The organism is Ferrovibrio xuzhouensis (genome assembly GCF_042648965.1).
Lineage (GTDB): Bacteria > Pseudomonadota > Alphaproteobacteria > Ferrovibrionales > Ferrovibrionaceae > Ferrovibrio > Ferrovibrio xuzhouensis.
Genome location: NZ_JBHRYJ010000003.1, coordinates 484,662 through 505,964, shown reverse-complemented (window position 1 = coordinate 505,964; position 21,303 = coordinate 484,662). Strand labels below are relative to the sequence as shown.

Here is a 21,303-nt window from a genome sequence, read left to right as displayed (position 1 = left end):
GATGGACGCGCGCGTCACCGCGTTGGCGCGCGCCATTCGAAGCGGCCGTTGCCGTCTTCATCGGTGTAGAGAGGCGTCGCCCGGCCGATGATCGTGTCGGTCGAGACGGGTCCGAAGTAGCGGCCGTCAAGGCTGTCGCGGACCTGCCAGTTCATGAGGAAGATCTCGCCCACGGCGATGAGGCGGCAGCCTTGCCAGCTCGGCAGGGCGCGGCCCGAGCGGTCGCGATCAAGCGCCTCGGCCATGTCGATGCCATCGACCGAGATCGTGCGGCCCGTGCGACAGACGCGTTGCCCGGCAACGCCGGCGACGCGCTTCATCAAAGGCACGCCACGCGGCAGGTAACCGCGCTCGGCCAGGAAGGTCGCGAGCGGTTCGGGCGCGTCGACGGCGACGAGGTCGGTGACCTCCGGGAGATGGTCGGGATCGATCATGTAAAGCCCGATCGGCACGCTCGCGGACGCGTTCCAAATCAGCTTGAGCGGCAGCGGAAGGACGGCCGCCATGACGATGCCCATCGCCGCGAAATACGTCGCCATGACGTAGCCGAAGCGGCTCATGGCTCGGCCCTCCGGCGCAGCAGGAAGGCCCGATGCTGCTCGGCGCTGTAGACGCGCGGTGCCTCGCCAGCGGTCAGGCGGTTGTGGATGTGCCGCCAGTGATCGGGCGACACATCGACCGGATCGACGCCGATCGCCTCGATCGCGTCGATGGCCTGCAGCACGCGCTCGACCTTGGGCCAGCCTTCGATCTTCAGCAGGATGTCGCCGCCAGGCCGCACGAAGGGCAGCGTCTGGAACGGCTCGCCGGCGCCAACGGCGCGCACGATGTCGATGCGCGAGATGATCGTTCCGAACTCGTTCGCCGCCCAGCGGACGAAGGCGAAAGTGCTGTTTGGCGGAAAGCCCAGGACGCGGCGGCGGCGATCGAGGATCTGCTCGTAGCTGTCGTGGCCGAACCGGATCCAGTTCTCGATTTTCTTCTCGATCCAGGTCAGTTCGACGAGTGTCGTGGAGGGCGGCGGGCTGGCCGGCGCAGCGCCGCCGCGCACGCGGGGGGCCGCGGCGCTGGTCATGACGGGTCTCCTTCGGTGCTGGAAAATTCGCGCGCGAGCAGGTCGCGCAGCATCTCGGCGACGGTGACGCCGCGCTGGAAGGCGGCGATCTTGATGCGCCCGCGCAGCTCCGACGTGACGTCGATGGTCAGCCGGGCGGTGTACCCGCCATCGGCCGACCCGCGCGCCGACGGCGTGTCGGACGCCTTGATCCAGCTCTCGGGATTGGCGGGGCGCGTGGCGAAACTGCGCTTCGGGGATCGCTCGGTCATGGCGCGATCCTTTCGATCTCGGCGCAGAGCGCGGCAATCTCGCGAGCGGCGGGGCTGTCTTCGTCCACTTCGGAAACCAGCCGGCCGGATTGCGCCGCGTCCGCGAAGGCCACACGCTGGCCGATGGTGGCGCCCAGCACCGGCGGGTCGTGATCGGCAAGGGTCTCGGCCGTCGCGCGGGCAATGACGGTGCGCGCGCCGCAGCGGTTCAGGACGAAGCGGGCGGCGAGCTCCGGGCGATAGATGCGCGCCTCGCCGAGCAGCGACAGCATCTCGGCCGAGGCCCAGCCGTCGAATGGCGATGGCTGCACCGGGATCAGCACCGGGTCGGCGGCGAACAGCGCCGAGCGCATCAGCCCGGCGACACGCGGCGGCCCGTCGATGACGATGTGATCGACATCGCGCGCCAGCTCCGGGGCCTCGCGATGCAGCGTGTCGCGCGCCAGGCCGACGACGCCGAAGAGCCTCGGAAGCGCCTCGCGAGCGCGCTGCTGCGACCAGTCGAGCGCCGAGCCCTGCGGGTCCGCGTCGATCAGCGTGACGCGCCTTCCTCTGGCGGCCCATTCGCCTGCGAGATGCAGGGCCAGCGTCGTCTTGCCGACGCCGCCTTTCTGATTAAGAAGCGCGACGATCATTCCGCCTCTCCCGATGCTGGATCGAGAGACAGGCGCGGTGGGCTTTCAGGACGGCCGACGACGTTTTCCACATCGCGCGCGCGTCTTCTAAAGTTAGATTCTTGGTTAGACTCTAAGTTAAGGGCGCGATTCCGGTTTTGTTTTCCGTGGCTTATGCCCTGTTTGGGTTCCCGATAGCACGTGCCAGCGGTTCCCGATGGCACGATAGTCCGGGTTCCCGATAGCACGAGGCCGTCCACAGCTTGTCCACAGGGTGCCGACGGCTCGAAGGCGAGCAGCACGCGGCCGCCGATTTCGACTTCGATGAACAGCATGTAGCCGGGCAGCGGCTGGCGACGGATGATGTCGCGCAGCTCGAAGGCGAAGCGCTTGAACGGAGAGAGGCTGCCCGATTTCTGGTGGAGATGATGGAAGTCGAAGCGCCAACCGTTGCGTTGCTTGCCGCCATGCTTGCGCACCAGGCGATAGAGCCAGCGGTCGAGGCCACCGGTGAGATCGAAATAGGCCCGGTCGATCGTCAGCACGAGCGCGTCGTCGAGGACGGCGCGATAGAACCAGTCGGGAACGATCAGCTCGAGGCCGGCCGGTCTGCCGTTGCGGTCGGTGCGCTCCTGCCATTCGTTGATCCAGGAAAAGCGATGCCGGCGCCCTTCTGCCGGCTGGCGGATCGAGGTGGCGACGGTGGTCGACTGAAGCCGGTCCAGGGCGGCCTTCAGCCGCTGGTAGTCACGCAGGCTGACGCCGCGGCCGATGAAGTTCAAAATCTCATAGGGCGTCGCCGCCATCAGGCGCGAAGTGCGCAAGCCGGCGTCGCGCGCCTCGACGATCTGGCTTGCCGCCCAGATCAGGATGTCGGCATCCCAGATGGTGGCCATGCCATGATCGGGCACCGCCTCGACGCGGATCGACACGTCGCCGGCGACGAAGTCGATCGGCGCGGTGCGATGGGATTTGGAGAGGGAGAAGAACGGATAGGCCATGAGATCCTGCGCGTCGCGCGGGGCGAAGTCGCCGGGGAGCGCGTGGAACAGATCGAGCTGTCCGCGCTCCGAGACTGGGCGATCTCGCGCCGACATTGAGAGGGAGCCCGACGCGGTCAGCGCGCGTAGCGGCCGGTGCGCGCGGGCGGCGCGGGATCATGACGCTTGGCGGGAAGCAGCGTGCCGCGCGGATCGGAGGTCGAGGTGACGGCGCCGCGTTCGGTCCAGGCCTGCAGGTCATCGACGGCGTAGACGACACGGCCGCCGAGCTTGCGATAGGAGGGGCCGGTCCCGTAGGTGCGGTGCTTCTCCAAGGTGCGGGCGGACAAGCCCAGGAAGTGCGCGGCTTCCTTGGTGCGTAGAAAGCGCGGCGGCAATGCGCTGAGATTGGGCGTCATGATCGGGCCTCCGTGGTGTCCGTGGGGGCCGCTGGCGTTCAGCGGCTGACGAAGGCCACGATGGCGAAGGGAAACCGCGTAGATGGAGTGGGGAGTTGGGGGGTGCTGAATTCCCACACCGCCATTCGCGTATGCTCCGGCTATGGTCGGCGACGATGACGAAGCAGTTTGCGATAGCCGCCCGTGATCATGGCGAGGCCATCCTTGATCAGGTCCATGGTTGCGTAGCGTTCCGGCGCGTTCTGCCAGTCGTCGCGCCGGATGGGCTTGAGCCGGAAGAGTACCTGGGCGATCTCGAGTTGGCTTGCGCCAACGCGGTGACCGTCGACCGCCTGCAACATGCGACGCGCGCGGGCCAGCTGCTGACGCGTGAGGCGCGTGTCGGGTGGAATGGCGCGGCCGTGCAGGGACGCCAGAAGCCGGGCGACCGCCTCCAAGCGATCGAAGCCCTCGATCCCGAGCGGGATCACGGCCACGAGTGGCTGGTCGGCCGATCCGTCAGCGGGAAGCGCCAGGTGCAGGCGTTGCCCGTTGCTCAAATCGTGCAGGACGTGGAGGCCGTGATCGGTTGACTCATCCAGCGGTTGTTCGGGCAGCGCGAGGGGCGCGCTACCGGCGGCAATGGATGCCGGCGCCGGCGTTAGTATGACCGATCCGGTGTCTTCTTGCGGAAGCCAGAACACTCGCGCCTCGGTCGACTTCAGAGCTGGGGCAACAAGGAAATCGCAACCCCCATTGTCGACCAGGGCGCTCGATCACCGACGCAGACTCGCTCGGAGCGCTGCTGAACTCTGCATAGTCGCGCTGGTAATCCTCGTTTCGCCGCAACCATTCCCAGCCGATGTCGGGGGCAGTGAGTTGATCGACGTAATCGTAGTCTGATGACGATCGCCACCGGGATGTATCGGGCGACATCGAAATCCTCCTGGCTCGCATTATTCGTGCGTTTTGAGCCGGATACGATTCCCAGTTGAGCGATGCGAAGGAAGTCCCTGGCCCGGCAACAGGTGTTGCCGCGGCGGCATCACCACGGCTCAGTGCCGGTAGCCTTCGCGCACCAGCTCGCGATAGCCGTGGGTGGTCATCCAGCGGGCACGGGCGAGATGGGTGTCATGAACATGTTGGGCGCGCTGGGGGTCGCGGTCGGGATCGAGACCGAAGAGAATCTCGACCGCTTCGCGCCAGTCAGCTCCATCGGTGGCCGCATCAAGCAGGCGCAGATAGAGCTTCATGTGCTCGCGATCATAGGTCGTGAGCACCGCGCTCTCCGGCGGCTGGTCTAGAAAATCTGTCTGCGTCACAACGATCCTCTAGAATCATTTTAATCCATTCCGGAGCTATTTGTTAACCACATCCCGGTTGCACCGCAGCAAAAGCTACGCTGCAGACGGCGACGATCAAAGCGTGCCGCTTTCTTGCCCTTTGGGGTGTTACCGCTTGTCGGCTTTTCCACGGACCACCATCACGCCTTCGCCCTGGTCGGTGGTCAGAAGGAGAATGCCATGGCCTTCAAGCGCCCGCCGGACCTGATCGCGCGTGGTCTCATACACCTCGAGGCCGCTCGCGGATTCGAGGCGTTTCAGCGCGGTCAGTGATACCTGGGCCTTGTCAGCGAGCGTCTCCTGGTTCCATCCGAGCAACGCGCGTGCGGCCCGTGATTGTCGGGCGGTGATCATGCATGATCACCTCCCACCGACACGAACCAACACGCTAGAACTACGACTATAATAGTCGTTCTAGGAGGCTAAGGCCAGCTTTAAGAGCCTCCGGGACCAACGCTTGCGTCCGTCCTGCGCGAACTGATCCGGTCGTCGGCATAGCCGAAGGCCCCGGCCTTCCGGCCGGGGCCTTGCGCGGGACCTCAGTCGCCGCGCCGCCCGTTGGGGCGGGACCAGATCAGCGAGAAGGTGTCGCCTTCCTCGTCGTCGAAGAGGTTGGCGTAGATCGGGGCGTTGAAGCTCGGATCGTCGAGCTTGAGGCCCAGATAGTCGCGGCCCTCGTTGGAGCGCTTGGACCAGGCGGCGCCGATCTCGGCGCGGCCGACCAGGACCCGGTGGCTGGGGGCGTTCTCGCCGGTGGCGCGCTGGTCGGGGACGATGCGCACGTTCTTGGCCTGGACGCTGAGGGTGACGATTTCGCCGGTGAACTCGTTCGAGCCGGTCTTCTTGAAGGTGCCGATGGTCGCCATTGTAAGTCTCCGTTTTCCGTTTCCGAGCCCGCAGCATTGCGGCCTCGATGGCGATCGGCAGGCCGGAGGCGATCGACGGCGCACCCCGAAGGGGCTTGACAGCTAAGGAGGGCTTTCTTGCCTCGCGAGGAATGACGGCTTCAGCCGGCAGGGGAAGAAAGTTTGACGCGGCTGTTGCGTCATAGGCGATCGAGGCGCAGCCGACCTTCGGCCAGATCAGGCCATTGAAGAGGCCGCTTGGAGCGGTCGAGGCACGGTCAGACAACGGAGAAGATGGCGGCCGTCCCGCATCGGCAAGCCGGCGTCGCAGCCATGGTCACCGGCTTCGTCTCCTCCCTGCAGGCCCACGCTGTTGCATCCTGGCCCTCCACCGCCTTCAGGGAGATCGCCGCGCCGGGTGTTCGGTGTGCCGCCGAGACATGGTCCTGCCACGGCAGCGCTCCAACGAAGACCGCTTCTTGGGGTCGAGCGTCGATCCGCGCCGCGCGCTTCCATCGCGACAGCGTGAGACGACGAGGAGCCACCCGCCCATGCTGATCTGGCCCTCTCAATGGCGATGACGAAGATTAGGCCCGCGCGAGATCCCGGCCGGACGGGCCCGGGGCCGCCGCCATTCCTGCGACCCGCGCGAAGGCGGTGATGCCGACCGCGACTGCGCCGATGACGGAGAAGGTGATCTGCCATGCGTCGGAAGGCATGATGTGCTTCACGATGCCATGGGTCGCATGGAAGCCGGCGATCGCCGCCGGCGCGACGAAGGCGGCGGCCAGAATCAGCTTCAGCCACATCGGCCGTGCGAGGGTGATCAGCAGATGTCCGGCCGCCAGCGTGATGGCGGCCGCGACGGCGCCGACCAAGATGGCGCCGGGAATGCCGGCGCCCGTGCCGTATGCCCAAGCGCCCGCGGTCACGCCGACGAATGCCGGCAACGCGAACACGGCCAGCGTGAACAGCAGCCAGCAAAGCAGGCCTATCGCTGCGAGGGATGCAAGTATTGCGAGGATGATCATGGTGGTGGCCTCCGTAAGGACAAGATCTGACGGTCGCGCCTTCCACCACCACCACGGCGCACCCGAAATATAGCGCAAGACCGACGGCGCCGGGAGCGGAAATCTTCGACGATTTCCGCAGGACCAGGCGGCTCGCCCCGGTCAGGGGGCGAAGGGATCGATCTCGTGATTATGCGCAGGTGTGCATAAGCATGATTATGATCCGTGGGAGATTATGAGCAGCTCAGACTGAGGAAGCCGGATTCACGCAGCTCGACCGAGATCGGGCTGCGCATAATTATAGCGATTGCAGGAAGGCCATGAGTTGGTCCGGCGGGCGATACCGCGTTGGCGCAGTGACGATCGGCTGGAGCCGACTCAATGCCTGCTCCTTCATGGCGAGATCCGCCTCCATGTAAATGTGTGTCGTGCTCGGATGCTCATGGCCTAACCACAGCGCGATGACCGTGATGTCCACGCCTGATTGCAATAGGTGCATTGCCGTGGTGTGGCGGATGGTGTGAGGCGAGATCGGCCGGTCGGCAAGAGCCGGAAGCGTGCACGCCGCCTGGGCAACTGCCTGCCCTAGCCGCTGAGTCACGCTCGATCGCGACAGTCGTTGGCCACGCCCACTTGGGAACAGATGCGCCCGAGGGCTGGCATCTGTCAGGCGGGGTAGCCAGTGCCGGATCATGGCCGCGGTCGACTTCCACAGCGGCACGCTTCGGCGCTTTCTGCCTTTGCCGTGCAGGTGCGCGACCGGTGAGACATCGAGCACCACATCGCCGACCTTGAGGTCGATCGCCTCAGAGACCCTGGCACCAGTGTTGTACAAGAGCGTGAACAGGGCTTGATCGCGCCGGCCCGCCCATGTCGTGCAGTCGGGGGCTGCTATGATCGCCTCCATCTCGGGGCGGGTCAGGAAGCCGAGCACGGCTCTGTCGTGACGCTTCTGCGGAACGGCCAGGCTGCGCTCGATGACCGCGAGCGCGGTCAAGTCTTGGTGAGCGGCATACTTTAGGAACGATCGGATGGCTGACAGGCGCGCATTGCGGCTCCGCACAGTATTCTTCCGCTCGCTCTCGAGATGGTCGAGGAAGGCGAGTATCAGCGTGGCGTCCAGGTCGGCCAGGACGAGGTCCGTCGGCGCTTTGCGGATCGTTTTTTGCGCGAAGACAAGCAGGAGCTTGAACGTGTCGCGGTAAGCCGCGACTGTGTTGGAGCTGACAGCGCGTTGCTGACGAAGATAATCAACGAAGAAGCGCTGGAGGAGCATCGGGAACGAAGGGTTTGCCTCAACCATGGCGCGCCTCCCCAAAGTGCAATGCAAGACTCTCGAAGCGGTCTCCGGCCAGCGCCATGAGTTCGGGGACAGCCTGCATGTACCAGTACGTGTCGCCGAGATTGACGTGGCCGACATAGGCCGAGAGCGCCAGCATTGCATTGTCGATGTCTGTACCCTCGGCTTGCCAGAGCATCAGCCGACGACAGATGAAGGTATGCCGCAAATCGTGGATGCGGATGAACTGATGCCCGCCGCGCGGCACGATGCCGAGGTCTTCCGTCAGCCGAAGCCATGCTCGACGCACGGCGCCATAACGTAGAATCTCGCCGCTTCGCTCGTCGAGGAAGAGCGGCGCAGAGCGATCGGTCGAGCCGAGCCTCGCCCGCGTCCGCAGGTAATCTCGCAAAGCCACCGTCGCGGTTGGGTGTAACGGCACAATGCGCGTCCTATCGAACTTGGAGTGTTTCACCGTGATGCAGGTGACAGCCTCGTCGAGGTCGCCGCATCGAAGACGCAGCGCTTCGGAGATGCGCTGGCCCGTTACGGCAAGGAGGCCGAGAAGCGTCGGGAACGTGGCTGGGCCAGCGCCAAACACAGGAAGAGTACGCGCGGCCGTAATGAGCGCGTTCACCTCGGCTGGTGTGAAGATGTGTGGCGCGATCCGGCGCTTCGAGCGTCCAAACGGCGCGCCCTCCGGGAAGCTGGTTCCCGATTCTGCGTCGGCCAGATGACGCGCGAACGGCCGGAGTACGTTTAGGCGCTGCGCCCAGGTGAAGGGATCGGCACACACCGCCTGCTCCTTTGCCCAGCGGAGCACTATGGCGGAGGCGAGCGGACCCTCGTGGCCGGTTGCATCGGCGAAGCGGGCGAAGGCCAATGTGAGACTGCCTGACCGATCCAGCGCGAATCCGAGCCGACGACGCTCGGCGAGGTAAGCCTCGGCGCGCGCGAGCATTGTGACCGGGGCGCTCATGCGATTGCTCCCGGCCACGGCAATGCGACAGAGGACAGCCGTGCAACGTCGACCCGCGCATATGTGGCGGAGGTGACGATGCTCCGGTGGCGCAAGACGTCAGCAATCTGCTTCATCGATACGCCGGAGTTGACCAGCCGGGTTGCGAGCGTGTGTCGGAGGATGTGGACACGGCTTCGGTCCCAGCCGAGCCGAGCGTAGGCGGCATGCAGCGTCTTCTGCACGACGCGCCTCCCAACCGGCTCGCCGAGCGGTGCGACGTGGCGGACGAACACCTCACGGCGAGCGGTCGCGGGTCGCTCGTTCAGGATATAGTCGACAATCGCTTCGCCGGTTGGTGGCGAGAGCGGAAGGATGTCCGAACGCCGAGCTTTCCCGGCGGGCACTCTCACGACGCCTTCCGTCCAATCGATGTCATCAAGGGTCAACCGGATGACTTCGCTCGATCGCAAGCCGAGATCAGCTAGACAACGTACGATGGCGTAGCCCCGCCGGCGTGACGGACAAGGCTTGTCGAAGGCAGAAAGCAATCGCTCGACATCTGCTGCCGACAGAGCTTCCGGCAGTTCTGCATCTCGCCAGAACGCGGGCCGCGGCACGGCTTTGCGGAGATGAGCAACATCGTCACCGACCAGCGCGCGATAACGAAGATAGCAGCGGACCGCCCCAGCCATAACACGGATTGTGCTGGTGCTTCGGTCAGGATCACCTAGCACGAAAGTCCGAACAGCATTGGGCCTAATCTCACCAAGCTCAATCGACCCCGTGCCAAGCTGTTCGCGGAGAAGCCGTCGGATGATGCGGCGACGGTGATCTCGCGTACCCTGCGTCAGCCCCCAGACATCGTTCATCTCGGCATCGAACCGGGCAAGTTCCAGTTCGATCGCGTCAGGCGCGGGTGTTGCGGCGATGTTGTGCCTCCGCAGCACGCGGAGAAGATTGTTGAGCGCCGCTCTGTTGAGGATAAGTCCGCGAGGGGTCGGATGATCGCACGAACAGGTGGGCAAGTGGCCCGTGAGGAACCGGCCTATCCGAGTCTCGTCGATGTCGCCTGGTCCAGCGCCCTGGCCGTGCAACCAGTCGCCAAAGTGAAGAGCTGAGGCCGTATATCGGCGACGGCGCTTGGCTCCATAACGGCTGCACACGAGATAGTCGGTGTAGAAGCCCATGATGGGCCAGAGAACATTGTCTGGATCTTCGATCCTGAGCTGAAGGCGAAGGGGTGTTGGCATGCTCGATCTCCATTTGTGGGGATTTCGAGCAGGCCTCCGGATTATGTGCAGTTCAACAGATAGCCTGGACGGAGTCGTCTCTTCGCGCACCGTCGATGGCGGCTTGCATTATCTCCATATGTCCAGTAGTCTCGACGTATGGACGCAGATCAAGCCATCCTCGCCTTCTCGGCGCTCGCCCAGCCCACCCGGCTGGGGGTGTTTCGGCTTCTGATGGAGCACGAACCCGATGGCCTGCCGGCCGGCGAGGTCGCACGCCGCATGGACGTGCCCCACAACACCATGTCGACGCATCTCGCCATTCTGACCCGCGCCGGTCTTATCGAGGCCGAGCGCCAGAGCCGCTCCATCGTTTATCGCGCCCAGCTTGAGGCGGTGCGAGGGCTCACTGGCTTCCTCGTCAAGGATTGCTGCGGCAGCCGACCGGAGCTGTGCGCGCCGCTGATCGCCGACCTGTCTCCCTGCTGCCCATCACAAAAAACGTCGTCCAAGGAGGTCGCTCATGGCTGACCGTATCTATAACGTGCTGTTCCTCTGCACCGGCAATTCCGCCCGATCGATCTTGGCCGAAGGCATTCTGCGCAAAGATGGCGCCGGTCATTTCCGCGCCTTTTGGGCTGGCAGCCAGCCGAAGGGCCAGGTCAATCCCTTCGCGCTGAAGGTGCTCGGCAGCCTCGACTATCCGACGGATGGCTTTCGTTCCAAGAGCTGGGAAGAGTTCGCGGAGCCTGGCGCGCCCGTCATGGATTTCGTGTTCACGGTCTGCGACGACGCCGCCGGCGAGACCTGCCCCGTTTGGCCGGGTCAGCCGATGACGGCGCATTGGGGAATCGAGGATCCGGCTGCGGTCGAAGGCTCCGACGTCCAGAAGGAAGCGGCCTTCGTCACCGCGTTTCGCTACATGAAGACGCGCATCGGGGTGTTCGCGGCGCTGCCGCTGGACAGCCTCGACAAGATCGCACTCGGCACGAAGCTGCGCGAGATCGGCAAAAGCGAAGGCACGACGTCGCCTCGCACGAGCGCGGCGTGAGGCACATCATGGACGTCATCATCTACCACAATCCCGACTGCGGAACCTCGCGCAACACGTTGGCGATGATCCGTAATGCCGGTATCGAGCCGCATGTGATCGAGTATCTGAAGACGCCGCCCTCGCGGAGGATGCTCGAGCAGCTCATCGCCCGCATGGGCATCTCTTCTCGCGCGCTCCTACGCGAGAAGGGCACGCCCTATGTGGAGCTTGGCCTGGGCGATCCGAGCCTTACGGATGACCATCTCCTCGATGCGATGATGGCGCATCCGATCCTGATCAACCGGCCGATCGTTGTGACGCCACAAGGCGTTCGGCTCTGCCGTCCTTCCGAGGAAGTGCTCAATCTGCTGCCGCCCCAGCAGGGGGAGTTCATCAAGGAGGATGGAGAGCTCGTGGTGGACGAAGAAGGCCGCCGCGTAGCCACGGCGTAAGGAAGAGCTATGTCCACATTCGAACGGTATCTCACCCTCTGGGTTGCTTTGTGCATCGTCGTTGGCATCGCGCTTGGGCACATCATGCCCGGCACATTTCAGGTGATCGGTGCTGCGGAGATCGCCAAGGTCAATCTGCCGGTCGCCGTGCTGATCTGGCTGATGGTTATTCCGATGCTGCTGAAGATCGATTTCGCCGCGCTCGGCGAAGTCGGCCGCCATTGGCGCGGGATCGGCATCACCCTATTCATCAATTGGGCGATCAAGCCATTCTCGATGGCGCTGCTCGGCTGGCTGTTCATTGGATACCTGTTCCGGCCGTACCTGCCGGCTGGCCAGATCGATAGCTACATTGCCGGACTCATCATCCTTGCCGCCGCGCCCTGCACCGCAATGGTGTTCGTCTGGTCCAACCTGACCAAGGGCGAACCGCATTTCACGCTGAGCCAAGTGGCGCTTAACGACGCGATCATGGTCGTGGCCTTCGCACCGATTGTCGGCTTGCTGCTCGGGCTCTCCGCGATCACCGTGCCGTGGGGCACGCTCGTCCTGTCGGTGGTCCTGTATATCATCATTCCGGTGATAATTGCGCAGCTTCTCCGGCGCCAACTGCTGGCGACCGGCGGACAAACCGCCCTCGATCGGCTGCTGGCCAGGCTCGGGCCGGTCTCCCTCGTGGCGCTGCTGGCGACGCTTGTTCTGCTGTTTGGCTTCCAGGGCGAACAGATCATCGCACAGCCTCTGGTGATCGCGCTGCTCGCCGTGCCGATCCTGATCCAGGTTTATTTCAATGCTGGTCTTGCCTATTTGCTGAACCGGATTTCGGGCGAACAGCACTGCGTTGCCGGCCCCTCCGTCCTGATCGGCGCCTCCAACTTTTTCGAGTTGGCGGTCGCTGCCGCAATCAGCCTGTTCGGCTTCCAGTCCGGCGCGGCACTAGCCACCGTGGTTGGCGTGCTGATCGAGGTGCCGGTCATGCTCACCGTTGTGTGGATCGTGAACCGATCGAAGAGTTGGTACGAGCGCGGCCAACCAGCGCCGCGCGTCGTCAAAGAAGCGCCGTGATGCAGGTGCCCGATTTGGCGGATTTGCCGAACATCGATGCTGATGCGTTCGAACGTCCGACGACGGCTGCGCTAACCCCAGACCCGCCGATGCACCCGCCGCGCATCCTGCTGCTCTACGGCTCCCTGCGCGGCCGATCGTTCAGCCGGTTTCAGGCCCAGGAAGCCGCGCGTCTTCTCGAAGCTTTCGGCGCCGAGACCCGCATCTTCAATCCCAGCGGCCTGCCGCTTCCGGACGATGCGCCCGTCGATCATCCAAAGGTTCAGGAACTGCGCGAGCTATCAGCTTGGTCGGAGGGCCAGGTCTGGTGCAGTCCGGAGCGCCATGGTGCCATGACGGGTGTCATGAAGGCGCAGATCGACTGGATACCGCTGTCGATCGGGGCGGTCAGGCCCACTCAGGGCAAGACGCTCGCGGTCATGCAGGTGAGCGGCGGATCGCAGTCGTTCAATGCGGTCAATCAGATGCGTGTCCTCGGCCGCTGGATGCGCATGATCACGATTCCGAATCAATCCTCGGTCGCCAAGGCTTATGAGCAGTTCGATGAGGACGGCCGGATGAAGCCGTCTCCCTATTATGATCGCGTCGTTGATGTCGTCGAGGAGCTGATGAAGTTCACGCTGCTGACGCGCGGCCCTTCCGCTTATCTCACCAATCGCTATAGCGAGCGCAAGGAAGCGGCGGAGAAGCTCGCCGCGCGTGTCAAGTTTTCGGCGATCTGAACTCCACTTCCTGTGGGTGATGGTGGGCGATGCGTGGCGCAATATGCGCGCTCGACCATCGCTGCCGCTTCGGTCGAGCGCCAAGCAAAGCTGCTCATAATCTCCCACGGATCATAATCATGGACGATGGCGGCGATGTCGCCGTCATACTCGCTGGCGGGCGTCACCGAGAGGGTGCCGTCGCCGGCCTGGAAGATGACGATGGCGGCCATGAGCGTGGTGGCGAGGCTGAAGGCGAAGGCGTGAGCGTCGTTGAGGGACATCGATCCGGCTCCTGTTTCGAGCGGAGGACCATCCCCCGCTGACAGGCGCCCGAAGTGTCGGACTGAGCGCTGCAATCACCGCGCAGGCGCAGCCGCAGCGGCGGCATGCTCGCATAGCCGACCCTTTACGGGTTGATGGCGTCAAGCGATCAGTCGGACCAAGGATCAGCGCAGATAAGCGGGGGGTGCTTTGCTCTACGTGGAGGCACAGATCAGTCCGGAGACCTCATGCGCTTAGCCGTGCGAAGTCACTCCGTGTCGGCTATTCTTGCACTAGGTGACTCGGCGTCTGCGCCTGGAGCCCCGAGGCGGTTACAGCGATGCCTCATCAGAAACAAAGAGGATATCCGGCATGGGAGAGATCACCATCCCACGCGATGAACAGGTCGCCATCGCGACGATCGACGCCAGCGAATTGGACAGGCTCATCGATCAGGCGATCCGAGAGGAAAGATCGGGTGATCTGCACCGTCTGCGTCTCGGAAATTGCGGCACCTACATCGCAACGAAACTCCATGCTTTCGAGCGGGCCTTGGCTAGACACCGCGAGGCCAAGGCGCCGCTAAAGCGCGCGCAAACGGGAGACGCTCTCCGCCGCGCAGGGCATGATTTGACCTTCGCCGTCGGGGCTATGAAGCAACGGCTGGAAACCGAACAGAAAGACGCGCAGCTCTTCACCGTTGATGACCAGATCATGCCGCCTCATCGCTTCAGCAAACATCTGAGTGTCAGGGTGAGCTATCGGTGGCGCGGGACGGTCGATGACGAGTGGAAGTTCGGCCACATAACCTTCGTCCATGACGTCGATCTGCGTCCGGACTATACGAGGCCGGCCCCCAAGCGAAAGCCGAGCGCCGCGAAGCAAGAGCAGGACCTACAAAACACGCTCTATCAAACCTGGGAGCACCTGATGAGAGGCGCGCTCTATTCGGTCAGGGACTATTTCAGGGACGGCGGTGAGGGAGACAAGATCCCGGACACCTTCCAAGCGACAGTCGACTCGCATAGTCGCGGGTTGAACAACTACAGCACGCAGTTCTGGCGCCAGCAGCCTTGAACGCTTTCGTTTGTCGGGACGGTTGAAGGTGAAAGATGGCGGCGCTTACGCGCCGCCGAACTTCCAGACCGGGATGCCGAGCTTCTTGGCCTTGTCGGCGAGGTTGTCGTTGATGCCGGTGCCGGGGAAGTGCATCACGCCCTTCGGCACGATCTGCAGCATCTCGTCGTTGCGCTTGAAGGGCGCCGCGCGACCGTGCTTCGTCCAGTCGGGCGCAAAGCCGATCTGCGGGACATTGCGATTCTTCGCCCAGAGCGCGGCGATCTTCTCGGCGCCCTTCGGCGACTTGCCGTGGATCAGCACCATGTCGGGGTGCTTCTCGTGGACCTGGTCGAGCTTGGCCCAGATCAGCCGGTGGTCGTCGAATTCGAGCCCGCCGGTGACGATGATCTTCGGCCCGGGCGGAAGGAGCGCTTCCTGATCGGCGCGCTTCTTCGCCATGAGGAAGTCCCGGCTGTCGATCATCGCTGCGGTGAGGTTGCGATGGTTGACCTTCGATCCGCTGCGGGGTAGCCATGCCTTGCCGACGTGGCGTTCGTAGTGATCGGCGGCCTGGTCGCGCATCAGCTCGAAGGCGTTCTGGCGCTCGATCAGGGTCATGCCCTCGGCGATCAGGCGCTCCAGCTCGACCGACTTCACCTCGCTGCCGTCCTGCTCCCGCTGCGCGCGCTTCTGGGCCTGCTCGTTGTCGTCCAGTTCTCGGCCGATCCGTTCGGTGGCGCGGTGGAAGACGTTGACCGTCGACCACAGGAGATCGTCGAGGTCGGGTTCGAGGCGCGTATCCTCCAGGGTGCCGATCAGAGCGTCGAAGATGTCGGCGACCGCACCTGCGACCGCGTTGCCATCGGGCAAAAGCCTCTGGTCGGGCTCGTCGGCGAAGGGTCGGTAGCCGTGGAGCTGGAGTTCGTTGAGGACATGGTCGGTGGGTGAGGATTCGTGGTGCGGTTCGTAGTCGTCGTGCTCGCGCATGGGATGCTCCGTCGGTTGGACCGCGACCGTCGCGGCCTTCATGGCGACGAAGCCCACCAGCCGGACGGCCGGGCACCCGGAGCGCAAGCGCAGGGCTCGATGGCTAAGGCCGGCTATTTTGTCTCGCGATGGAAAGCGGCCTTCAGGCCGCGCCGGAAAATAGTCGGCCGCCGCCATTGCCCGGCTGTCCGGCTTGTGGGCCGATCGCCCTCTCGAAGGCCGAGGCGCGGTCCCCCTTCGACGAATTGACGCATCCGCCGAGCACGGCGGCGTCGCGCACGCCCATTCTCCTGCCGGCTATGCCGCCAACGCCATGAAGCGGGCCACGTCCTGCGGTGCGACCTGCAACCGGGCTTCCATCCGCAGTGCGTCCAGGCCGAGGGTGCGGAGATCCTCGTTGAAGTCGCCCAGCTCGGGCGAGATGACGATCGCTTCGATCCCGGCCGCGTTCGCCCGTTCGATCAGGCTGTCGCGAGCGCCGTCACCGGCCGGATCGTTGTCGCGGACGATGTAGAGCCGCCGCAGCGTGTCGGGGAACAGGATCGCGGCGAGATGAGCCGCAGAGAGCGCCGCCAGCATCGGCATGTGGGGAAGGACCTGCCGGAGGGACAGAACCGTCTCGATGCCTTCGCCCGCCGCCATCACTTCGCCGCCGATGCCGAAGCGGACCGCGTTGCCGAGAAGGTCGCCCATTGCCCGCCGTGGCGTGTCGATCGGAGCCTTGTCGCGACGGCGCGGATCGAGCCAGGTGCGATGCGCCCCGGTGATTCTGCCGTCGAGGTCGGTGACGGCGGCGATCATCGCCGGCCATGTTTCGGTCGGCGAATTCTCGTCGGGTCGATAGTAGCAGCGCGGGTGGAAGCGCAGATTTCCGGTTCCGCGTAAATCCGTAATGCCGCGTTCACGGAGATACGCTTGTACGTGGGTGCCGATGATCGGCTGCGACATGGCGAACAGCCGTCGTGCCGCTTCGGGCGAACCGTGCGGCGCCGGGCTCTGCCGATGCTGCTGGTGGGGCTCCGGCTCCGGCGGCGGCATGCTGAGGAAGGTCCGGGCCTCGTCGGCGACGTCCTTGAAGTCGATGAGGCCGCAGCTCTCGCGGATCACGTCGAGGAGATCGCCATGCTCGCCGGTTGCAGCGTCGGTCCATTTGCCGGAGGGGCCCTTCGGCGAGTCCTTGAGCCGGACATACATCGAGCGACCCGGCGTGTTGCGCACGTCGCCCACCAGCCAGTAGCCGCCCTCGCGGCGGCCGTTGGAGAGATAGTGACGGCACACTGCCTCGGCCTGCCGGCGCAGACGATGTGCAAGATCGGAGGCGTCCTGGCGGGCCATCACGCGGCCTCCCGCTCGGAAATGCGCGCGACTGGGAACGTGTCGAGAAGTTTTGCGAGAACGGTCGGTCCTGTGGCGTCGGCCGGCACGAAGAAGCGCAGCTTCCACGAGATGATCTCGCTGAAGAGACCATAGGCCCGCAGACGGTCGCGCATGGCCTCGGTGAATCCGGTCAGCTCCAGTCGGTGGGCGCTCATCACGCGTGCGCGGCGAAGCTGAAGGCCTTCGGCGAGGTCGAGGATCGTCGTGCCGTCCATCAGGGCCCCGAAGGCCTGCTCCGGCGTCAGCGACGCGGCGCCCGTCGTCGTGGCGTTCGCCGCCCAGGCGGGTGAGACGCGACGGCCGATGATGCGCTCGCCGGCATCGGTCTGGAGCCGATAGACGCGGGTCGACTCGTCCGGCAGCCGTTTCCAGATCGGCAACAGCAGCCCTGCGACGATATGGATCGTGCTGTCGGAGAACTCCGGCACGTCGTTCAGCTCCGCCAACCATGCGGCCGCGAAACGAGCGCGATCGGCTTCCTCCCAATGGGTCTCGTCCATCATGCGTAGCGGCGCATAGTGCTGCTCCATGGGCCGGATCAGGCAGACGCGGCGCTCGATCTCGCCATCGTCGAGCATCATCGACGGCGCGGGGACTTGCACCGCGGCCCGGCCGGAGCGGCCGTTGACCAGCAGCCGAGCGCGCGGGTCGGACAGATGGTCGAGCGCATCGGTGAGCGTGATCGGCCGGTTGCGCTCGCGCCGGATGATGGTGAGCAGTCGGGTTTCGGCGCCGGTGCCCGGATGGGTATGGATCACCTGGCTGTCGGTGACGACGAAGCTCTCGGCCTGCAGCGTCTCAAGCCCGACATCGTAGACGCCGCTGCGGATCGCACCCTCGACCTTGGCGGTCAGGAGCTGCTCGAACGTTGTGAAGAGCACGCCCTGCAGGTCGATGGTCAGCGCCAGTAGGCGATTGAGGAAGGTGGTGATCGGCGGCAGCTCGTCCTTGATGCCGTTGTCATCCATGAGCTTGAGGCCGGTGGCGGACTCGAACCGGTCGAGCGAGCAGCCCTCGACCTTGCCGCGGACCAGCAGCAGGTAGAGCTGGCGAAGCGCATCGCGGGCATAGGGGCTCTCCAGATTGTCCTCGGGACGGAACAGGCCCTGGCCGCCGGTCTGACGCTGCCCTCGCGTGATGGCGCCGAGCGTGTCGAGCCGGCGCGCAATCGTCGAGAGGAAGCGCTTCTCGGCCTTCACGTCGCTGGCGATCGGCCGGAACAGCGGCGGCTGCGCCTGGTTGGTGCGATTGGTGCGGCCGAGCCCCTGGATCGCGGCGTCGGCCTTCCAGCCAGGCTCCAGGAGATAGTGGATGCGCAGGCGCTGGTTCCTGGCGGCAAGGTCCGCGTGATAGCTGCGCCCCGTGCCGCCGGCGTCTGAGAAGACGAGGACGCGCTTCTGGTCGTCCATGAAGGCGGCCGCCTCGGCGAGATTGGCCGACGCCGCCCGGTTCTCGACGACGAGACGTTCGCCCTTGCGCACCACGCGCCGCGATCGGCCAGTGACCTCGGCCACGACATCGGTGCCGAAGCGCTGGACGATCTGGTCGAGCGCGCCGGGAACGGGCGTCAGCGATGCGAGCCGCTCGATCAGCTCGTCGCGGCGGGCGACGGCTTCTCGGCTCTCGACGGGCTGGCCGTCCCGGTAGACCGGCCGCGACGACAGATTGCCCTCGCTGTCGGAGAACGGCTCATAGAGCTGCACCGGGAAGGAATGGGCGAGATAGTCGAGGACATATTCGCGCGGCGTGATGTCGACGCACACGTCGTTCCATTCCTCGGTCGGGATCTCGGCCAGGCGGCGCTCCATCAAGGCTTCGCCGGTCGACACGATCTGGATGACAGCGGTGTGCCCGTCCGCCAGGTCTTGCTCGATCGAGCGGACCAGCGTCGGGGTCTTCATGCTGGTCAGCAGATGGCCGAAGAAACGCTGCTTGGCGCTCTCGAAGGCCGAGCGTGCGGCCGACTTCGCCTGCCGGTTCAGCGTGCCGCTGTCGCCGGTGATGTTGGCGGCCTGCATCGCGGCATCGAGGTGATTGTGGATGATGGCGAAGGCGCCGGCATAGGCATCGTAGATGCGGGTCTGCTCGGGCGTGAGCTGGTGCTCGATCAGCTCATATTCGACGCCGTCATAGGAGAGCGACCGGGCCGTGTAGAGGCCGAGCGCGCGCAGATCGCGGGCGAGCACCTCCATGGCCGCGACGCCGCCGTTCTCGACCGCCTCGACGAATTCGGCGCGATTGGCGAAGGGGAAATCGTCGCCACCCCACAGGCCGAGCCGCTGGGCATAGGCGAGATTGTGGACAGTGGTCGCGCCGGTCGCCGAGACGTAGACGATGCGGGCGTTCGGGAGCGCGTGCTGGAGCCGCAGGCCCGCACGGCCCTGCTGCGACGGGGCGACGCCACCCCGTTCTCCCTTGCCGCCGCCGGCGTTCTGCATCGCGTGGGACTCGTCGAAAATGATCACTCCGTCGAAATCGGAGCCCAACCATTCGACGATCTGTTTGACCCGCGAAAGCTTCTCGCCGCGGTCGTCGGACCGTAGCGTAGCGTAGGTTAGAAATAGGACGCCTTCGTTCAGCCGGATCGGCGTGCCCTGCGGGAAGCGCGAGAGCGGCGTGACCAGCAGGCGCTCCATGCCCAGCGCCGACCAGTCCCGTTGTGCGTCCTCCAGCAGCTTGTCGGATTTGGAGATCCAGACGGCCTTGCGGCGGCCCTGCAGCCAGTTGTCGAGGATGATGCCGGCCGACTGGCGGCCCTTGCCGGCGCCGGTGCCGTCGCCGAGCATGAAGCCCCGGCGGAAACGGACGGCGTTCGGCGCATCGTCCGGCGCGGCGCTCACGAGATCGGCGGTCTCGTCCACGGTCCAGGCGCCGGCGAGATACTCGCCATGGGCCTCGCCGGCATAGATCACCGTCTCGAGCTGGGCGTCGGACAGCACGCCGTCGCTGGCGATCGCGGCCGGAAGCGTCGGGCGGTAGCCGGGCTTCGGGGGCGCGACCGACGCCATGGCGGCCGATTGCACCAGCTTGGTGGGATGCGGCTGCGCGTCCGGGATGCGGATCGACTGGAGCACGTAGGGCTCGTAGATCGAGTCCGACAGGCGGCCTCCCTCGGGCGGGGTCCAGTCTACTGTCTCATAGTGGAGCGGCACGCCCTCGATTTCAGCGATGCGGCGCGCCGGCGCGGCGGACGCGACCCGGGCGAGATAGCCGCGCACCGTGCGCGGAGCGGGCTCAGTCGCGACGGTCGGCAGCGTGACGGCCATCCGTGGCGGGACGTCCCGCTCGATCCAGGCGAGCAGCGTTGCGACGTCCGGCGCAAGACCGGCGGATTCGGGGACGCGAGCGGCATCCTCGGCCGGCGCCTTGTCGATGACGGTCAGGCGCGTCTCGATGGTCGTTCCGTGCTTCGCATAGACGGAGCCGGCGATCGCCGCGGTGAATACGACGCGCCCGCGCTCCTGCAGTCGGACGAAACTGTCCCGCCAAGCCGGGAGCTCAGGTGAGAAATTGGCACCGGTGATCGCCACCAGCCGGCCGCCCGGCGCGAGCCGCGCCAGCGCCGAGGCGACATGGCGATAGGCGGCATCCGCCACGCGTCCCGAGACGTTCGCCATGACCGAGAATGGCGGGTTCATGATCACGACGCTGGGAATGGCAGCGCGATCGAGATGATCGTCGATCTGGGCGGCGTCGAAGCGCGTGACAATCAGAGCCGGAAAGAGAGATGCGAGCAGATCGGCACGGGTTTCGGCCAGCTCGTTGAGGATGAGATTGGAGCCGGCGATCTCCGCGAGGAGAGCGAGGAGGCCCGTGCCGGCCGAAGGCTCCAGCACCCGGTCGGCGGACGTGAGCGATGCGGCGGTCAGCGCAGCCAGGCCGAGCGGGATCGGCGTCGAGAATTGCTGGAAGGTCTGGGCTTCCTCGGACCGGCGCGTATGGGTCGGCAGCAGACCTGCGATCTTGGTCAGCGCGGCGAGCCGTGCGGCCGGAGACGCGGCTTTGCGGAAAAGCGGCTTTCCGTACTTGCGCAGGAACAGGACGGTCGCCGCCTCGCAGGCGTCGTAGGCCGTCTTCCAGTCCCAAGCGCCGCTGGCGTCGGACGCGCCGAAGGCCTGTTCCATGGCAGAGCGCAGGATCGCGGCACCGACGGGCCGACCCTGTTCGAGATGAGGAAGGAGATGGGCGGCGGCGGCCAGGATGGCGGTGGCCGGAGGCGCGTCGGGCGCGAGCGGAAGCGAGGCCGCCGGAGCGGCTCCGGAGACGGGAGCGTGAAGCATGGAGGATACCTCGAAAGAGCGGAAGACGGACGAGCCGGTCCGGCGCTCTCTCTCGACCGGACGGGCTCAAACCCGTCCCGGCCGACCTCTCACTCTGGCG

Annotated in this window: 26 protein-coding genes; 6 read left to right on the top strand and 20 right to left on the bottom strand. The window is 65.4% G+C overall.

Features of this window, described 5'->3' with window-relative positions; genetic code table 11:
* Nucleotides 1–14: 14 nt before the first annotated feature.
* The 15 genes from ACFOOQ_RS16205 to ACFOOQ_RS16135 all read right to left on the bottom strand — a co-directional run bounded on the left by ACFOOQ_RS16205 (nt 15) and on the right by ACFOOQ_RS16135 (nt 10,006).
* Complete coding sequence (locus ACFOOQ_RS16205; RefSeq protein WP_379728537.1) at nt 15–560, bottom strand: S26 family signal peptidase; 546 nt, start codon at nt 558–560, stop codon at nt 15–17.
* Nucleotides 557–1,075: a DUF2840 domain-containing protein gene (locus ACFOOQ_RS16200; RefSeq protein ID WP_379728535.1), complete on the bottom strand. Its 519-nt coding sequence runs from the start codon at nt 1,073–1,075 to the stop codon at nt 557–559. Before ACFOOQ_RS16200 ends, ACFOOQ_RS16205 begins: the two co-directional genes overlap by 4 nt.
* Nucleotides 1,072–1,326 (bottom strand): hypothetical protein, encoded by a 255-nt coding sequence (locus ACFOOQ_RS16195; RefSeq protein WP_379728533.1) that lies wholly within the window; start codon nt 1,324–1,326, stop codon nt 1,072–1,074. The genes ACFOOQ_RS16200 and ACFOOQ_RS16195 overlap by 4 nt, the downstream gene beginning before the upstream one ends.
* On the bottom strand, nt 1,323–1,961 hold the full coding sequence (gene parA, locus ACFOOQ_RS16190; RefSeq protein WP_379728531.1) for a ParA family partition ATPase: 639 nt from the start codon (nt 1,959–1,961) through the stop codon (nt 1,323–1,325). Before parA ends, ACFOOQ_RS16195 begins: the two co-directional genes overlap by 4 nt.
* Nucleotides 1,958–3,037, bottom strand: a complete 1,080-nt coding sequence (locus ACFOOQ_RS16185; protein ID WP_379728529.1) for a replication initiator protein A — start codon at nt 3,035–3,037, stop codon at nt 1,958–1,960. Before ACFOOQ_RS16185 ends, parA begins: the two co-directional genes overlap by 4 nt.
* A 20-nt stretch (nt 3,038–3,057) precedes the next feature.
* Nucleotides 3,058–3,339, bottom strand: coding sequence for a helix-turn-helix transcriptional regulator (locus tag ACFOOQ_RS16180; RefSeq protein WP_379728527.1), 282 nt, complete (start codon nt 3,337–3,339; stop codon nt 3,058–3,060).
* Nucleotides 3,340–3,479: 140 nt separating this feature from the next.
* Complete coding sequence (locus tag ACFOOQ_RS16175) at nt 3,480–4,022, bottom strand: DUF2285 domain-containing protein (protein ID WP_379728525.1); 543 nt, start codon at nt 4,020–4,022, stop codon at nt 3,480–3,482.
* Nucleotides 3,949–4,254, bottom strand: a complete 306-nt coding sequence (locus tag ACFOOQ_RS16170) for a transcriptional regulator domain-containing protein (protein WP_379728523.1) — start codon at nt 4,252–4,254, stop codon at nt 3,949–3,951. Before ACFOOQ_RS16170 ends, ACFOOQ_RS16175 begins: the two co-directional genes overlap by 74 nt.
* A gap of 119 nt (nt 4,255–4,373) precedes the next feature.
* Nucleotides 4,374–4,640, bottom strand: coding sequence for a DNA -binding domain-containing protein (locus ACFOOQ_RS16165; RefSeq protein ID WP_379728521.1), 267 nt, complete (start codon nt 4,638–4,640; stop codon nt 4,374–4,376).
* Between the two features lie 129 nt (nt 4,641–4,769).
* Nucleotides 4,770–5,015, bottom strand: coding sequence for a helix-turn-helix domain-containing protein (locus ACFOOQ_RS16160; protein ID WP_379728519.1), 246 nt, complete (start codon nt 5,013–5,015; stop codon nt 4,770–4,772).
* A 185-nt stretch (nt 5,016–5,200) separates the two neighbouring features.
* Nucleotides 5,201–5,527 carry a DUF736 domain-containing protein gene (locus tag ACFOOQ_RS16155; protein ID WP_102959702.1) on the bottom strand — a complete coding sequence of 109 codons (327 nt, stop codon included), beginning with the start codon at nt 5,525–5,527 and terminating at the stop codon, nt 5,201–5,203.
* A gap of 566 nt (nt 5,528–6,093) precedes the next feature.
* Nucleotides 6,094–6,537: a hypothetical protein gene (locus tag ACFOOQ_RS16150; RefSeq protein ID WP_379728517.1), complete on the bottom strand. Its 444-nt coding sequence runs from the start codon at nt 6,535–6,537 to the stop codon at nt 6,094–6,096.
* A 277-nt stretch (nt 6,538–6,814) separates the two neighbouring features.
* On the bottom strand, nt 6,815–7,819 hold the full coding sequence (locus ACFOOQ_RS16145; protein ID WP_379728515.1) for a tyrosine-type recombinase/integrase: 1,005 nt from the start codon (nt 7,817–7,819) through the stop codon (nt 6,815–6,817).
* Complete coding sequence (locus ACFOOQ_RS16140; RefSeq protein ID WP_379728513.1) at nt 7,812–8,774, bottom strand: tyrosine-type recombinase/integrase; 963 nt, start codon at nt 8,772–8,774, stop codon at nt 7,812–7,814. The genes ACFOOQ_RS16145 and ACFOOQ_RS16140 overlap by 8 nt, the downstream gene beginning before the upstream one ends.
* Nucleotides 8,771–10,006 carry a tyrosine-type recombinase/integrase gene (locus ACFOOQ_RS16135; RefSeq protein WP_379728511.1) on the bottom strand — a complete coding sequence of 412 codons (1,236 nt, stop codon included), beginning with the start codon at nt 10,004–10,006 and terminating at the stop codon, nt 8,771–8,773. The genes ACFOOQ_RS16140 and ACFOOQ_RS16135 overlap by 4 nt, the downstream gene beginning before the upstream one ends.
* Before the next feature lie 138 nt (nt 10,007–10,144).
* Here ACFOOQ_RS16135 and ACFOOQ_RS16130 point away from each other — a divergent pair, with 138 nt between their 5' ends.
* From ACFOOQ_RS16130 to arsH, 5 genes are read left to right on the top strand one after another with little or no spacing between them, the layout of a single operon-like run.
* Complete coding sequence (locus tag ACFOOQ_RS16130) at nt 10,145–10,516, top strand: ArsR/SmtB family transcription factor (protein ID WP_379728509.1); 372 nt, start codon at nt 10,145–10,147, stop codon at nt 10,514–10,516.
* The gene (locus ACFOOQ_RS16125; RefSeq protein WP_379728507.1) at nt 10,509–11,036 is read left to right on the top strand and encodes an arsenate reductase ArsC; all 528 of its coding nucleotides are present in this window, start codon (nt 10,509–10,511) and stop codon (nt 11,034–11,036) included. The genes ACFOOQ_RS16130 and ACFOOQ_RS16125 overlap by 8 nt, the downstream gene beginning before the upstream one ends.
* Before the next feature lie 8 nt (nt 11,037–11,044).
* Complete coding sequence (gene arsC, locus ACFOOQ_RS16120) at nt 11,045–11,470, top strand: arsenate reductase (glutaredoxin) (protein WP_379728505.1); 426 nt, start codon at nt 11,045–11,047, stop codon at nt 11,468–11,470.
* A gap of 9 nt (nt 11,471–11,479) precedes the next feature.
* Nucleotides 11,480–12,535 carry an ACR3 family arsenite efflux transporter gene (arsB, locus tag ACFOOQ_RS16115; protein WP_379728503.1) on the top strand — a complete coding sequence of 352 codons (1,056 nt, stop codon included), beginning with the start codon at nt 11,480–11,482 and terminating at the stop codon, nt 12,533–12,535.
* Nucleotides 12,535–13,257: an arsenical resistance protein ArsH gene (arsH, locus tag ACFOOQ_RS16110; protein ID WP_379728501.1), complete on the top strand. Its 723-nt coding sequence runs from the start codon at nt 12,535–12,537 to the stop codon at nt 13,255–13,257. The genes arsB and arsH overlap by 1 nt, the downstream gene beginning before the upstream one ends.
* On the opposite strand, the gene ACFOOQ_RS16105 is transcribed toward arsH, so the two are convergent.
* A complete protein-coding gene (locus ACFOOQ_RS16105; protein ID WP_379728679.1) occupies nt 13,194–13,520 on the bottom strand; it encodes a hypothetical protein in 327 nt (108 codons plus the stop codon). The two genes, arsH and ACFOOQ_RS16105, sit on opposite strands and share 64 nt — an antisense overlap.
* Before the next feature lie 352 nt (nt 13,521–13,872).
* Between ACFOOQ_RS16105 and ACFOOQ_RS16100 the strand changes: the two genes are divergently transcribed.
* Nucleotides 13,873–14,577 carry a hypothetical protein gene (locus ACFOOQ_RS16100; protein ID WP_379728499.1) on the top strand — a complete coding sequence of 235 codons (705 nt, stop codon included), beginning with the start codon at nt 13,873–13,875 and terminating at the stop codon, nt 14,575–14,577.
* A gap of 45 nt (nt 14,578–14,622) precedes the next feature.
* On the opposite strand, the gene ACFOOQ_RS16095 is transcribed toward ACFOOQ_RS16100, so the two are convergent.
* The 4 genes from ACFOOQ_RS16095 to ACFOOQ_RS16080 form a co-directional block, all read right to left on the bottom strand.
* The gene (locus ACFOOQ_RS16095) at nt 14,623–15,546 is read right to left on the bottom strand and encodes a DUF2493 domain-containing protein (RefSeq protein ID WP_379728497.1); all 924 of its coding nucleotides are present in this window, start codon (nt 15,544–15,546) and stop codon (nt 14,623–14,625) included.
* A 142-nt stretch (nt 15,547–15,688) separates the two neighbouring features.
* Nucleotides 15,689–15,826, bottom strand: a complete 138-nt coding sequence (locus ACFOOQ_RS16090; protein ID WP_379728495.1) for a hypothetical protein — start codon at nt 15,824–15,826, stop codon at nt 15,689–15,691.
* A gap of 17 nt (nt 15,827–15,843) precedes the next feature.
* A complete protein-coding gene (locus ACFOOQ_RS16085) occupies nt 15,844–16,881 on the bottom strand; it encodes a DUF7146 domain-containing protein (protein WP_379728493.1) in 1,038 nt (345 codons plus the stop codon).
* Nucleotides 16,881–21,203 carry a strawberry notch-like NTP hydrolase domain-containing protein gene (locus tag ACFOOQ_RS16080; RefSeq protein WP_379728491.1) on the bottom strand — a complete coding sequence of 1,441 codons (4,323 nt, stop codon included), beginning with the start codon at nt 21,201–21,203 and terminating at the stop codon, nt 16,881–16,883. Before ACFOOQ_RS16080 ends, ACFOOQ_RS16085 begins: the two co-directional genes overlap by 1 nt.
* Nucleotides 21,204–21,303 lie beyond the last annotated feature (100 nt).